The organism is Mesorhizobium sp. B2-6-1, assembly GCF_006440475.1.
Classification (GTDB): Bacteria; Pseudomonadota; Alphaproteobacteria; order Rhizobiales; family Rhizobiaceae; genus Mesorhizobium.
The window spans coordinates 148,756-163,823 of sequence record NZ_VFUH01000009.1 but is presented as its reverse complement, the minus strand read 5'-3'; the positions used below and the strand labels follow the sequence as shown (position 1 = coordinate 163,823).

Below are 15,068 nucleotides of genomic sequence, written 5' to 3'. Positions count from 1 at the left end.
GGCCAGGCGCGGGTGATTCAAGCCGGCTGACGCTCAGCCTGCCGGGCCGCGACCCTGCGCATCGCAATCACCCGCCGCCGGTGGATTTCGGTACGCATCGCCATCAGGTGCAGCGCGAAGAACAGCACCGTGAAGCCGATGGCCATCACCAGCAGCGGCCATAGCATCGAGGGGTCGATGGTCGATCCGCCCATGCGGAACACCGAGGCCGGCTGATGCAGCGTGTTCCACCAATCGACCGAGAATTTTATGATCGGGATGTTGATGAAGCCGACCAGCGTGATGATGGCGGCGGCCCAGGCGGCGCGGCCGGCATCATCGAGCGCGCGGGTCAGCGCGATGATGCCGAGATACATCAGGAACAGCACGAAAACCGAAGTCAGCCGCGCGTCCCACACCCACCAGGTGCCCCACATCGGCTTGCCCCAGATCGAACCGGTGACCAGCGCCAGCGCGGTGAAGACGGCACCTATGGGGGCCGCCGATTTCAGTGCGACATCGGCCAGCGGATGGCGCCAGACCAATGTGCCGAGCGCCGAGAGCGCCATCAGCGTGTAGCACATCATGGCCAACCAGGCGAAAGGCACATGGATGTACATGATGCGGACGGTGATGCCTTGCTGGAAGTCCTCGGGCGCGGTGAAGCTCATATAGAGGCCGGCGGCAAGGGTCAGCGCCGCAATCGTCGCCAGCCACGGCACCACCCGGTCGGCAAGCGCCACGAACCGTGTCGGGTTGGCAAGATCGGTCCAGCCGCTCAGGCGTGAAGTGCTGTCGCTCATGCCGCTTTAAATAGCCCGGCTATGCGTCTGGGGCAATCGAGGGAGTGTCGCAGGCCTTGTCACCTCCCCTTGGGGAGGGTCGCTGCGAAGCAGCGGGGTGAGGACGGCGGCGCTCCCCGACCGGACCTTCGGTCCGACCTCCCACGGGGGGAGGTAAAAGAACCCGCTCAGGCGGCCTCGCCCTGTATCGAGCGGCTGAGGCGGCGGACCTCTTCGTCGTTGAGCAGGCCGCCGGCGCGCAGCAGGCTGGCGAAACGGCCGTTGCGCAGCGACAGCTCGGCGAAGCCACCCATTTCGACCACCCTGCCCTTGTCCATGAACACGACCAGATCGGCGTCGCGGACGGTAGTCAGGCGGTGGGCGATGATGAAGGTGGTGCGGTCGCGGCGCAATTCGTCGATCGCTTCCTTGACGCGGTCTTCTGTCTCGACGTCGAGGGCGCTGGTCGCCTCATCCAGCACCAGGATCGGAGCATCCTTCAGCACGGCGCGGGCAATGGCGATGCGCTGGCGCTCGCCGCCAGACAACTGGCCGCCGCGTTCGCCGACCACCGTGTCGTAGCCATTGCTCTTGGCCAGGATGAAGTCCTGTGCGGCAGCCGCGTCGGCGGCGGCATGGATCTCGTCGTTGGTCGCATCGGAGCGGCCGACGCGGATGTTGTCCTCGATCGAGCGGTTGAGCAGGCCCGCATCCTGGAACACGGTGGCGATCGAATGGCGCAGCGACTTGCGGGTCACGGTGCGGGTGTCGATGCCGTCGATCAGGATACGGCCGGTGGACGGCGAGAAGACGCGCTGCAACAGATTGATGAGCGTGGTCTTGCCGGCGCCGGTCGGCCCAACGATGGCTACGGTCTGGCCCGCCTGGACCTCGAAGGAGACGTCGTGGATGCCCTGCCCCGAATTGGCGAATTCGAAGCCGACATTTTCGAAACGGACATGGCCGGTGACGTTCGTGAGATCGCGCAGCCCGTCCGGTTCGGCGGCGTCGGCCGCTGAGTCCTCGAGATGGTAGAAATCCTCGAGCTTGGCGCGGGCCTCCGAAATCTGGTTGGCGAATGCCGACATCTGGTCGAGACGGGCGATCAGCAGCGTTGCAAAACCGGTGAAGGCGATGACGTCGCCGATGCGCAGCTGGCCGTGGGTGACCAGATAGGCGCCGATCAAAAGCACCACCATCATCGAAATCGTCGACGACAGGCGATGCAGCGCATTGGCCATGGCCCACCAGTCGAGCACAGGGTTCTGCGCATCGAGCAGGTTCTTGACGTAGCGGCGCAGCGTATCGGCCTCATGGCCGAGGCGGTTGTAGCTCTGCAAAACGGCGACGTTGCTGACCGAGTCCGTCACATGGGCGAATACGGTATGATAGTGGCGCTCCACGGCGGCCTGGCCCGCCTTGGTCCGCTTCATCACCAGCCGGCCGATGCCGACATAGAGCACGCCGAGAGCCAGCAGCACCATCGACATGCGCACGTCCATGCTGAGCGCGGTCGGGATCAGCAGGAACAACGCGACGGCCGTGGACAGATGCTGGCGCATGAATTCGAGCCAGAGACTAAACAAGGTCTCCACGGCACGCAGCAGCGTGTGCAGGGAATTGGACGTGCCGCGCTGATGATGCCAGGCGAGCGGCATGGTGATGACGCGCTCGAAGGAGTCGCAGAGCACTTCGCTGCGCCGGGCGTGGGCGAAGCGGTCGGCGCCGCGCGCCACAAGAACGAACGCGATGATGTTAAAGGCGCCCAGGCCGGCCCAGAGGGCGAGGGTCGAAAAGACGGAGCCGTGTGCGGAAATCGCGTCGATCACGCGACCGAACATGATCGGCTCCAGGATGGCGATGATGGCCAGCGCGACATTGGCTGAGCAGATCAGCGCTACGCGTTTCCTGTCAGCTGCCAAATAACCGAGCGCTCGCCAGTAGATTTGCAGAAGGGACACTTCAGCTACTCCGCCAAAACATTTATTGTGCACCGCACCATTTCTTGACACGTATCGGTTAACGCGTCGCAAAACAATGCCCGTCTATCCCTTCCGTTCCCGTTTAGCGAACAAAAGATGACGACGATGCGAAATCTCACGTGATCACCTAACGGGTTGAGATAAAAGGTGAAATGTCAGCCTTGCGGCAAAATCATGGCAGCCGCTGAGCGCTGCCACATTTTTAATCACGGCGATCTTGCCCGGCATGGCCCGACCGGATCCGCCGGCTGCCCAAGCGGAGATCTGCAAATAGACAAAAGACTATCCCGCGCATTCCGGAGGATGCGCGGGACAGGGTTGAAGCTGTTGATTTTACGAGGGTATCTTCACGACAACTTCGACCTTGCTACCAGCCTTCGGTTGGAAAGACGCGGATTTCGTCTTCGAACCATCAACTTCAAGCGAGATCGACTTGGTCTTTTTGTCGCGGACGACACGCACCGTGACTTCGGCGCCCAGCATTTTGAGCGTGGCGGCGTAGCCATCCCAATGGCTGGGCAGTTTCGGCCTAAACGTGATCTGCTTTCCACGCCGCTCGATGCCGAGAATGCCTTCGACCGCCGCCCGGTACAGCCAGCCCGCCGAGCCCGTGTACCACGTCCAGCCACCGCGGCCGCCCTTGTTGTCGCTGGCATTGCCGTCGCCGGCGTAGATATCGGCCGCAACCACGTAGGGCTCGACGCGGTAACGCTCGGCCGAGGCCTCGTCCAATGCGTGGTTGACCGGGTTCAGCATCGAGAAGCAGCGATAGGCCTCGTCGTTCAGCCCCATTTCGGCCAGCGCGATGACGAACCAGGTGGCGGCATGGGTGTACTGGCCGCCATTCTCGCGAACGCCCGGCGGGTAGCTCTTGATGTAGCCCGGATCCTTCTTCGTCTTCGAAAAGGGCGGCGTGAACAGCTTGAGGATCTTGAGTTCGTCGTCGACGAGCAGCTTGGTCGCCTGCTGCATCGCCGTCGTCGAACGCGCCGGATCGCCCTCGCCCGAGAGCACGCTCCAGGACTGGGCGATGGAGTCGATCCTGCACTCCTGGGATGAGCGCGAACCGAGCGGCGTGCCATCGTCAAAACTGCCGCGCCGATACCATTCGCCGTCCCACGCCGTGCTCTCCAGCGCGCGTTTCAGCGCGTCGGCATGCTTTGCCCAGGCCTGCGCGTGCTTGGCATCACCCTCCGTCTTGGCCACGGCGGCGAAGTCGCCCAGCGTCCGCAGCAGGAACCATCCGAGCCAGACGCTCTCGCCCTTGCCTTGCTCGCCGACGCGGTTCATGCCGTCATTCCAGTCGCCGCCGAGGATCAGCGGCAGCCCGGCGGGACTGCTGCGCGCAATGGCAAGATCGAGCGCACGCGCGCAATGCTCGTAAAGGGACGCCGTCTTTTTCGAAATTTCGGGCGTGAAGAAAGCATCGTGCTCGCCCTCGCCGAGCGGCTGTCCATCGATGAAGGGCAGCTGCTCCTTCAGGATGGTGGCGTCACCCGTCACCAGCAGGTAGCGCGCGGTGGCATGGGCCAGCCAGACCACGTCGTCGGAGATCAGCGTACGCACACCCGCCCCGGTGCGCGGCAGCCACCAATGCTGCACGTCGCCTTCAGGGAACTGCCGACGCGCCGCGTTGAGGATCTGGTCTCGCGCCAGTTTGGGATCGTGCGCCAGCAGAGCCAGCGTGTCCTGCAACTGGTCGCGGAAGCCGAAGGCGCCACTGGCCTGATAGAAGGCAGAGCGGGCGCGGATGCGGCAGGCGAGGCTCTGGTAGGGCAGCCAGTGGTTGACCATGGCGTCGAGCGCCTTGTCCGGCGTTTCGACCTGAATGGTGTCGAGGAAGCCGCGCCACTCGCGCTCGTTGTCGGCCAGACGCTGGTCGAAATCCCTGCCCCGATGCTTGCGCACCAGGGCGCTCGCTTCCGCGGCCGAGCCGGCGTCCCCGAGCAGCCAGAACAGCGTGACGTCGCCGCCGGCCGGAACATCGATGTCGCGGGCGATTGCAGCGCAGGGATCGTCGCCGGCCTCCACGCGGCCTGACAGTCCCGCGCCGCTCAGCACCGCCTGCGGAAACTCGCTGGTGCCGTGCCGGCCCAGGAATTCAGTCCGGTCTGCTGTCACCGAATGCACGCCGTCATCGGCGGCGAGGAAGGCGACGCGCTCCCCGAAATCGAGCCCGTAGGGGTTCTGTGCCAGCAAGGCGCCGGTGGCGGCATCGCGCGACGGAACGATGGTCGCCGCCGTGCGCGAGCGATGTCCGCCCAGCACCCATTCGGCATAGGCATAGACGCGCAGCCTGGCCGGCGCCGGGCCGGCATTCTGGATGCGCAGGCGGGAAATCTTCACCGGGTCGACCGGGTCGACGACATGGGTGAGGTCCATCGACAATGAGCCGCGCTTCGACCGGAAGGTGGAGAACCCTTGGCCGTGCCACGTCTCGTAAGTCATCGACGGATCGCGCACCACGGCGGCGAGCGGCGAGAATGCCCGGCCACTGGCGTGATCATAGATATAGATGCCCTCACCGGGCCGGTTCGAAACCGGATCGTTCGACCACGGCGTCAGCTGGTAGTCGCGGCTGTTGCGGCTCCAGGTGAAGGCAGCGCCTTCGGCGGAGACGTGGAAGCCGAACGAGGCGTTGGAAATAACATTGATCCAGGGCTGGGGCGTGGTGCTGCGGCCGGCCAGGCGCACGACATAATGCCGCCCGTCGCCCTCGAAACCACCGAACCCGTTCCATTGGCTGAGCCCGTGCCCGTCCGCCGCTAGGGCCTGCGAGCCAAAGGAATGTGTCATAGACGCCAATTCAGGCAATGCCGCCGGCTGCTGGGCATCGCGCGCCTGCAAGGCCGCCACCTCGGCCCGCTCGATCTGATCGAAGATGGTGCCGTTGCGCGTGTGCAGAACCACGCGGGCAACCGCAAGCAGCGTCTTGTAGGTGGTCTCGTCCATCAGGTCGCGGCGCACGGCGAATATGTGCTGGCGCGGTCCGAGCTCCTTGCCGCGCAAACGGCTGTTCTCGCATAGGGATTCGACCGCCCGCTGCAGGTCCTGCACATAGGAGGAGGCCTGTTCGTTGACGACGACGAAATCGATCATCATGCCACGGGTGCGCATGTATTCCTGGAAACGCAGTGCCTGCGCGACGATTTCGAGATCGGCGACGTCGCCGATCCTGACCAGGAAGATCGGGAAATCGCCCGAGATGCTGGTCGGCCACAGGCTCGACTGCTTGCCCAGTCCCGAAGCGATGGATTCTGCCGGCAGGCGCAGGAATGGATCCGGATAGATCAGGTAGCGCGCCAGCTTCTGTACGTTGGCGGCGTCGGCCAGGCTGAGGCCGAGATGCCGGGTCTGCACCTGGCTGCGCGTCCAGGCGAGCATGGCCTGGCGGGCAAAGCTCTCCGGGTGGTCGAGCCGGGCAATGGCCTCCTCCAGCTCCGCGCGGTTGGAACCGACGACGGTCCAGAAGGTCAGCGATATCTTCTTGTTGGCGGGCACGCGCACCTGGCGGCGCAGCGAAGCGACCGGATCGAGGGTAAAGCCGGAATGGCCGCCAAGCCGGGCGCCCGGATCGAAAGCCGCAGCGTCGACGATGGTGCGGCCACGGCCGATAAAGGCGCGCCTGTCGGTCTCGGCTTCGGCGTCGCGCGCCGGACCGGACGGGTCGGTGACGAAATGCACCATCGTCACGTCTGGCTCGCTGGTCTCGCGCTTGCGCCGCGTGGCGAAGATCGCCCCATTGTTGGGGGCAATTTCGGTCTCCACGAACATTTTCGAGAAGGCGGGATGGGCATTGTCGGATACCTCCAGGCCCAGCACCAGCTCGGCGAAGGAGGTCACTTCGATGTGACGGTCGGTCGGTCCCTCGTTGAACAGCGTCACGCGGCGGCCTTCGCCATTGCCTTCCGAGATGACGATGCATTCGACCTCGGAGCGCAGCGTGCCGACCAGTTTGACGAAGCTCGCCTTGTCGTCGGAGAACAGCGTCTGGGTGCGCTCCTCGGCCGCGCGCTTCGGCTCCGCCGTCGCCGACCACCAGTCGCCACTGCCTGCGTCGCGCAAGAAGATGTAGGAGCCGAGCCGGTCCTCGGTCGGATCCGGCTGCCAGCGCGTGACGGACAGATCGCCCCACCGGCTGTAGCCGGAGCCTGTCGCGGTGACCATCACCGAATAGCGGCCGTTCGACATCACGTTGGTCGAACGCAGTGCCCGCACAGGATCGAGCACGATGCGGGTGTCGGGACTCTCGGTTTCGGTCTCGTCCTTCGCCCGTTCGTCCGCCTCGGTTCTGACGGTCGCAGTCGGGATGTCGCGCGGCGCCCTCTCCTGGAGCAGAAGTTCGGCCGACTCGATGACCGGATCGCTGTGAAAACGGTCGCGCAGGCGACCCTCGAAAATGGCATCGGCGACCGCCGCGATCGACATACCGGAATGGTGGGCCATGTAGTTCTGCACGACGACGTGATCGGTGCCTTCCGGCACGCGCTGCGGCGTGAAATCGACCGCGTCGTAGTAACCATGGCGGCCAAGCGCGCCGAGCTCCCGCAGTCGCGCTAGGTTCTGCACCGCTTCGCGCGGGTTGAACTGCGCGGCCAGCACGGTGGCGTAAGGCGCGATCACCGTGTTCTGGCCAAGGCCGCGCTTCAACCCGAGACCAGGCACGCCGAAATTGGTGTACTGGTAGGTCAGCTCGCGGTCGCGGGCGTTGTAGGCCGCTTCCGAGATGCCCCAGGGCACGTTCTTCTGGCGGCCATACTGGATCTGACGTTTGATGATCAGCTTGCTGGTCTGGTTGAGAATCGAACCTTGCGGTTCCTTCATCACCAGCGGCGGCATCAGATACTCGAACATCGAGCCGGACCAGGACATCAGCGCGCCCTGGAAGCCTATCTCGACGATCGGCCGGCCAAGCCGGAACCAGTGCTCAGTCGGCAGGTCGCCCTTTGCGATGGCGAACAGGCTGGTCAGCCGCGCCTCGGAGGCCAGAAGATCGTAGCAGCTCTCGTCGAGCTGGTGCTCCTCGACCCGGTAGCCGATCGACAGCAGCTTGCGCTCCGGCCGCATCAGGAACGAGAACTCCATCTCGAAGGCGAAGCGGCGCGTGCGCTCGCGCAGGGTGAGCAGCTTGGCCCGCAGCGCCTCGACCGCGTTGTCGTCGCTGTGGGCGTCGTGGACATGCGCCTCGCAGGTCGCTTCGAGCCTGGCCGCCCAGTCGACGATGACATCGCTCTGTGGCGATGCCGCCTCGGTGTGGATGGCGGTGGCGAGCTTGCGGATCTCGCCGGCCAGCACAGCCAAATTGATGGTGCGGATCGAGGCCATTTCCGGCTGCGCCTTGATGGTGTCGACGGCGCGCCGCATGCCGTCGAGGCGGTCGGCAAGGCGCTGGCGCAGCGGCCGCAGCTGACGGCGGTCGTCGGGCAGCTCATCCAGGCTCTCGCCGAGGATGGTCACTGTGTCGAGGATGCCCTCGAAATCGCCCTGGAGATGAACGGACGGCGCCTCGGCCCATTCGGCGCAGGCCGCCGCCACCGCCACCAAATGGCCGGCGAGATTGCCGCTGTCGACAGCCGAGATGTAGAGCGGATAGAGCGGCTTCAGTGTGGTGGTGTCGTACCAGTTGAAGAGATGGCCGCGGTTGCGCGGCATGCTCTCGATGGTCGTCATGGTGGCATCGATGCGGGTGATGGCGTCGGACAGGCTGATCCAGCCGAAATCGCGAGCCGAGACGACCGACAGGAGATAGACGCCGATATTGGTCGGGGAGGTGCGCGGCGCGACCACCGGCGCCGGGCTCTCCTGGAAATTGTCCGGCGGCAGGTGATGATGCTCCGCCGTGACGAAGGTTTCGAAATAGTGCCAGGTGCGGCGCGCCACGGTGCGCAGCGCATGGATGTCGGCCTGCGAGATGCGCAGCCGGTCCTCGGTCTCGGCCGAGCGGCTGATCCAGCTGGCGATCGCCGGGGAGCCGATCCAGAACAGAGCGAAGAAAAAGGCGACGAAGGCGCCGGTGGAATCGGCCAGCACCGGAATGGCGAGGCCGACGAAGCCGATGATCACGGCGCCGTACATCATGCCGTAGTAGGAGCCGATGTCGTTGTCGCCGGCCTTGTGCGCCTGCGAGGCGGTGCGCCATTCCAGCAGGTTCTGCCGGGAGACGAACAGCCGGTAGAGCGTGCGCACGATGGCGTCGCCCATCATCCAGGCGTTATGCGCCATCAGCACGATCTTCAAGGCCACCATGGCGGTGCCGAAGGCCACGTCGCGCGCCAGCGCGGAGAAATGGCCGCGCGGCGTCTGGTCACCGCTCTTGGGCAGTATGGCGTTGACGACGTCGAAAGTGGGCGCCATGAACAGGCTGAGGATCAGCAATGCCTGCCATTGTGCTGCCTGCGTGAAGGGCAGCAGCGTCCAGCCGGCGATCGCCGCCATCACCCAGAAGATCGGCGTCAGCGAGCGGCGCAGATTGTCGACCATCTTCCAACGCGACAGCGCCGGGACGCCGGAGCGCGGATCGAGGATGAAGCCCAGGAGCTGCCAATCGCCGCGCGCCCAGCGATGGTGGCGCGAGGCGTCGACCGAATAGCGGGTCGGATAATCCTCGACCAGTTCGACGTCGGTGACGAGCGCAGAACGCGCCAGCGCGCCTTCGAGCAGATCGTGGCTGAGGATGGTGTTTTCCTCGATGCGGCCCTGCAACGCGGCCTCGAAGGCATCGACGTGGTAGAGGCCCTTGCCGGTGAAGGAACCGTCGCCGAAGACGTCCTGGTACAGGTCGGACACCGCAAAGACATAAGGATCGAGGCCGCGATTGGCCGAGAAGACCCGTTGGAAGAACGACGCCTCGTCGCCGCTGGTCAGCGAAGCGGTGATACGTGGCTGCAGGATCGTGTAGCCCGAGGTGACGACGCGCCTGGTGGCATCGAAATGCGGTCGGTTGAGCGGGTGGCAGAGCTTGCCGACAAGCGTAGCGACCGCATCGCGGGTGGTGCGCGTGTCGGCGTCGAGCGTCATTACGTGAACGACTTTTTCCGGCAGCGGCACATCGAGCGGCAGGAAGGTGGTGTCGCTGTCGCCGCGCAGCAGCAGGTCAAGCTCGTGCAGCTTGCCGCGCTTGCGCTCCCAGCCCATCCAGCATCCCTGCGCGGCATTATAGAGCCGGCGCCGGTGCAGGAGATAGAAGCGCGGCGCGCCTTCGGCGGGATAGCGGGCGTTGAGGCGGGCGATCTCGTCACGGGCGAATTCGAGAATCTCGGTGTCGGCCGCGTCGATCTCGGTCTTGCTGTCGGGCCAGTCCGACAGCAGGGCGAAGTGGATCTCGTCCGCCAGATTGGCGAGGTAGTGCACTTCGATGTTGCGGATGTTTTCCTCGACGTCGTCGCGCGAGCCGATCAGCGACGGCACCACCACCAGCGTGCGTGCCTCGGACGGCACGCCGTGCCTGTAGTCATAGCCGATAAGGCGCGTCGGCTTGAGGAACAGCGAGACAACGGTATTGAAGAAAGCGAGCGCGCCTTCGCTGGCCGGCACGGCAAACAGCGCCAGCATCAAGACGATCGAAGGCACAGACAGGCCGAGATTGGCAAGGGCATTGCCGGACACCACCAGCAGCAGCACGGTCAGCGCAAAGACCGGCAGGACGATGCCCAGCCATCCGGTCTTGGCAAAGGTGCGCTTGACGGTCTGACTGACGGTCGGTCGGTAGCCGATCGCCTTTTCCAGCTCCAGCCGGCGTGGCCCGACAAGGAAAAAACCGACATCCGTGTGCGCTAAAGGAGCCGCAAGGCCATCTGCGCCGTCGGCGGCGGATGCAATTTCGTTGGTGATCTGGCCGGCCAGTTCGATCGCTTTTTCGGCGACGCGATATTCCGACAGATTCGAGCGGCGGGCCAGCTCTTCGATCGCGGTCCGGTACTGGTCACGCGAGAAGAAATCGAGCGCGGCGAAGTCGGTGCGCTCGCGCAGCACCGTGTCGATACGGCTGACGCCCTCGAACCACACCGTCCAGTCGATATCGTTGATGAGACGCAGGCCGCGTATGATGTTGCCGGTCGTCACATTGCCGCTGGACAGCGTATGATGCTCGGAAATGATGATTTCCTCGGCGTCCGAGCCGGTCTTCTCGAGTTCGCCTTCCAGCCACTCCAGCGCCTTGCCTGCATTCTGCGAGCCGTCGCGCAAGCGGTAGAGCAGTTGCGTGGCAAAGGTGGTGTCCTGGGCGTGCGCGCTGAAATTGGCCAGGATCGCTTGCCGGTCGCGGGTATCGTCGGTCGCCAGCACCTTGTCGGCGACATCATTGGCGATCTGGCGCATCTGCCGGGTGCGGTTGACCCTGACCGCAAGGCGGCGAAGATTTTCGATCAGAACGAAGCGCAACAGCGACGGCAGCGCCCAGAGTTCGCCGATCTTCAGCGGCTCGACCGACTGGAAGCCCTGGACGATGGCCTTGAACATGGTCGCGGAGACGGAACTGTCGGAATGCGCCACATAAGTCCAGGCCAGCGCCAGCGCGCGCGGCACGCCGCCGCCGTCCGGCAGCTTCAGCGTCGGCAGTTGACGATAGAAGCGGCGCGGCAGGTCGCGCTTGACCTGGAAAATGGTTTCCTCGACCAGATAGTTGTTGTCGAGCAGCCATTGCGCCGCGGGCGTGATGGTCTCGCCCCTCGCCTGCGCGGCGTTGGTCGAACGGTAGACTTCGAGGATCTTCTTGGCGCTGTCGCGGATGCGGGCCTGGAAATCGAATGGCGTCAGGCCGAACAGATCCGCGAGATCGCCCTTGGCCAGGCTTTCACCGAGCAGCCGAAGGCGTTCCTCCGGCAGGAAAATGGATCTTATCGGTTCTTCCGTGATGGGCGGGAAGCTCGCGCTGGTCTTTTCGATTTGTGCTGGATTCGTCTGAATATTCATTGAAAATTCCGTAAGCGGGCACTCAGCGGCGTCACCGCCACGGCAATGGCCCTAAAACCGATTCAAATGCAATTGGTTGCATGCCCAGCTTTTGCCGAAAATTGTTTCCGCACCACGACAAGGCATCGTCTTTTCGACCGTTTCAAAGACGAACGCCTCTCACTCCCGCCGAGACCGATCGACGGAAAGGATTCAGGCTTTTTCGTGATCCCGGCTGGAGCTTACCCTATATTTCGCCGGCATCGCGATCATGTTTGGAAACAAGCGTTAATCGTTGGCTCGAATGCCATCGATCCGGACCACGAATACTGTCGTGTCGTCGATCGGCTGGATGCGCAGGCCAGTTGTGGCTGAGGCAGTCAGGAGCGCGTCGAGGTGGCCAAGGCGAACAGGCTCAGCGGCGGCAACCACGAACTCCCCACCCAGACACAGGACGAGGGTCGCGCGGCTTTCAGTTCCGATTTCCAAAGGGTTCGAGATTACGAGGCGTTCGACGGAATGCCTCATGCGGCCGCGACGGGTCATTACGTTGAGATCGGTGATCGGGCCGGCGATCAGTTCGGCACTGGTCGGCCGGTCGGCCGGAAAGGAAAGCGGGGCTGAAGCGGCGGTCAGGCGCGCCGGCGGCTGGCCGGCGACATCAAGAACGATCCCCTCGCCTTCCAATACCGACAGGGTGCGGTCAATGCCGGCAAAGCTGGAGAACGGCCCGCTGCCTTCGACGCGGGCCATCGAGACACGCCAATCGAAGGTGTCGAGCCCGGCATCGGCCGGCGAGACGGCGATTTCCGTCGTCACGCCGCCGCCGTTCTTCCACGGCATCGATTTGTATTCGGCTGCCCGCAGGACGCGCATCGGTCGGCCTACTATCCCAGAATGCCGGGCAAATTGAGCTGATGCTCCCTGGCGCAATCGATGGCGATGTCGTAGCCGGCGTCGGCGTGCCTCATGACGCCGGTCGCCGGATCATTCCACAGCACCCGCTCCAGGCGCCTGGCTGCCTCAGGCGTGCCGTCCGCGACGATGACCATGCCTGCATGCTGGGAAAAGCCCATGCCGACACCGCCGCCATGGTGCAGCGACACCCAGGTAGCGCCCGATGCCGTGTTGAGCAAGGCGTTGAGCAGCGGCCAGTCGGAAACCGCATCCGAGCCGTCCTTCATCGCCTCTGTCTCGCGGTTCGGCGAGGCGACCGAGCCGGAATCGAGATGGTCGCGGCCGATGACGACAGGCGCCTTGAGTTCGCCTTTGGCGACCATCTCGTTGAAGGCGAGGCCCAGCCGGTGGCGGTCGCCGAGGCCGACCCAGCAGATGCGCGCCGGCAAGCCCTGGAAGGCGATGCGCTCGCGCGCCATGTCCAGCCAGTTGTGCAAATGGGTGTTGCCGGGCGTCAGTTCGCGCACCTTGGCGTCGGTCTTGTAGATGTCCTGCGGATCGCCGGAAAGGGCCGCCCAGCGGAAGGGGCCGATGCCGCGGCAGAACAGCGGCCGGATATAGGCCGGCACGAAGCCTGGGAAGGCAAAGGCGTTCTCGAAGCCTTCTTCCTTGGCGACCTGGCGGATGTTGTTGCCGTAGTCGAGCGTCGGCACGCCGGCGTTCCAGAAGGCCACCATCGCCTCGACATGCTCGCGCATCGAGGCGCGGGCGGCTTTCTCGACTGCTTTCGGGTCGGACGTGCGCTTCTCGCGCCACTCGGCCAGCGTCCAGCCCTTGGGCAGATAGCCGTTCAACGGATCGTGCGCCGAAGTCTGGTCGGTGACCATATCGGGGCGCACGCCGCGCCGCACCAGCTCGGGCACGATATCGGCGGTGTTGCCGACCAGGCCGACCGACTTCGCCTCGCCTGCCCTGGTCCAGCGCGCGATCTTCTCCAGCGCCTCGTCAAGCGTATCGGCACGCTCGTCGACATAGCGGGTGCGCAGCCGGAAATCGATGCGGTCGGGATCGCATTCGACGGCCAGGCAGCAGGCGCCGGCCATGACGGCCGCGAGAGGCTGGGCGCCCCCCATGCCGCCGAGGCCGCCAGTCAGGATCCATTTGCCCCTGAGATCGCCGCCATAGTGCTGGCGTCCGGCTTCGACGAAGGTCTCGTAGGTGCCCTGCACGATGCCTTGCGTGCCGATATAGATCCACGAGCCGGCCGTCATCTGGCCGTACATCATCAGGCCTTTCCTATCGAGCTCGTTGAATTTCTCCCAGGTCGCCCAATGCGGCACCAGATTGGAGTTGGCGATCAAAACGCGCGGCGCGTCGGGATGAGTGCGGAAGACGCCGACCGGCTTGCCGGACTGCACCAGCAGCGTCTCGTCCTCGCCAAGCGTCTTCAGCGAAGCGGCGATGCGGTCGAAATCGTTCCAGGTGCGCGCCGCCCGGCCGATGCCGCCATAGACGACCAGTTCGTTGGGATTTTCGGCGACATCGGGATCGAGATTGTTCATCAGCATGCGCAGCGGCGCTTCGGTCGTCCAATACCTGGCATTGAGCTTGTCGCCGCGGGGGCTGCGCACTTCGCGGATGTTGTGGCGAGGATCGGTCATGTCGTCACTTCCCTTTCAGATGAGTGCGGCGAGGCGTCAGCTCTCGACCCACGAAATCGCGGTCTCGAGGATGGATGTCAGCGTGGCGCGGATCGGCGCGGCGAAGGCGGCGTCGTAAGGCACCGGCCAGTTGTCGGGCGCGCCCTTGCCTTCGGGCTCTCGCATGTAGCCGCGGTTGGACAGTTCCATCTGCAGCGCATGGACGCCGTTTTGCGGCTGGCCGAAATGGCGCGTGATCCATCCGCCCTTGAAGCGGCCATTGACCACGAAGGTCTCGCCGGTCTCGGCCAGGATCCCGGCGACCTTTTCCTGCAGCGCCGGATCCGTGCTCTTGCCGTCATTGGTGCCGAGATTGAAGACCGGCAGCGTGCCATCGAACAGGCGCGGCAGCACAGAGCGGATCGAGTGGCAGTCATAGAGGACGATTTTGCCATGCAATCCGCGCAGCCGGTCGATCTCGGCCTGGAGCGCGGCATGATAGGGCATGAAGAATTTTCGGCGGCGCTCGTCGATTTCCGACGGCCCCGGTTCCTCGCCTGTACGGTAGAGCGGATCGCCGTCGAAGGTTTCGGTCGGGCACAGCCCGGTCGTCGCCTGACCAGGGTAGAGCGAGGCGCCTGACGGATCGCGATTGACGTCGATGACGGTGCGCGAGATGGCGGTGTGCACGACGGTGGCGCCAAGACCTGCGGCGAAATCATAGAGCTTGTCGATCCACCAGTCGCAGTCGCGCTGGCCAAGCCAGCTCGAGACCAGCCGGTTGTCGAGACCGGCGAGATCGATGCCGGTGTGCGGCATGGAAACCAGCAGCGGCGCGGTGCCTTGTTTTACCGTCAGCCAAGGAGGTGTCATGCGAGGCCTCCGCAGGTTGGAGCTCT

The 15,068-nt window shown here is 64.6% G+C and carries 6 protein-coding genes; all 6 read right to left on the bottom strand.

Annotation, left to right across the window (positions count from 1 at the left end; all coding sequences use genetic code 11):
- Window positions 1-17: 17 nt before the first annotated feature.
- The gene (locus tag FJ443_RS19475) at window positions 18-782 is read right to left on the bottom strand and encodes a heme ABC transporter permease (RefSeq protein ID WP_140521733.1); all 765 of its coding nucleotides are present in this window, start codon (window positions 780-782) and stop codon (window positions 18-20) included.
- 167 nt (window positions 783-949) lie between these two features.
- Window positions 950-2,722: a glucan ABC transporter ATP-binding protein/ permease gene (locus tag FJ443_RS19470; RefSeq protein ID WP_140521731.1), complete on the bottom strand. Its 1,773-nt coding sequence runs from the start codon at window positions 2,720-2,722 to the stop codon at window positions 950-952.
- A 354-nt stretch (window positions 2,723-3,076) separates the two neighbouring features.
- Complete coding sequence (locus FJ443_RS19465; RefSeq protein ID WP_140560554.1) at window positions 3,077-11,653, bottom strand: glucoamylase family protein; 8,577 nt, start codon at window positions 11,651-11,653, stop codon at window positions 3,077-3,079.
- 267 nt (window positions 11,654-11,920) lie between these two features.
- Complete coding sequence (locus FJ443_RS19460) at window positions 11,921-12,508, bottom strand: HutD family protein (RefSeq protein WP_140557047.1); 588 nt, start codon at window positions 12,506-12,508, stop codon at window positions 11,921-11,923.
- A gap of 11 nt (window positions 12,509-12,519) precedes the next feature.
- On the bottom strand, window positions 12,520-14,190 hold the full coding sequence (gene hutU / locus FJ443_RS19455; protein WP_140521725.1) for a urocanate hydratase: 1,671 nt from the start codon (window positions 14,188-14,190) through the stop codon (window positions 12,520-12,522).
- A 36-nt stretch (window positions 14,191-14,226) separates the two neighbouring features.
- Window positions 14,227-15,042: an N-formylglutamate deformylase gene (gene hutG / locus FJ443_RS19450; protein WP_140494141.1), complete on the bottom strand. Its 816-nt coding sequence runs from the start codon at window positions 15,040-15,042 to the stop codon at window positions 14,227-14,229.
- Window positions 15,043-15,068: the final 26 nt, after the last annotated feature.

Excerpts from the sequence above, each read along its gene's own strand:
- FJ443_RS19475 (WP_140521733.1), bottom strand. The coding sequence starts at position 782 with ATGAGCGACAGCACTTCACGCCTGAGCGGCTGGACCGATCTTGCCAAC.
- FJ443_RS19465 (WP_140560554.1), bottom strand. The coding sequence starts at position 11,653 with ATGAATATTCAGACGAATCCAGCACAAATCGAAAAGACCAGCGCGAGC.
- FJ443_RS19460 (WP_140557047.1), bottom strand. The coding sequence starts at position 12,508 with ATGCGCGTCCTGCGGGCAGCCGAATACAAATCGATGCCGTGGAAGAAC.
- hutU (WP_140521725.1), bottom strand. The coding sequence starts at position 14,190 with ATGACCGATCCTCGCCACAACATCCGCGAAGTGCGCAGCCCCCGCGGC.
- hutG (WP_140494141.1), bottom strand. The coding sequence starts at position 15,042 with ATGACACCTCCTTGGCTGACGGTAAAACAAGGCACCGCGCCGCTGCTG.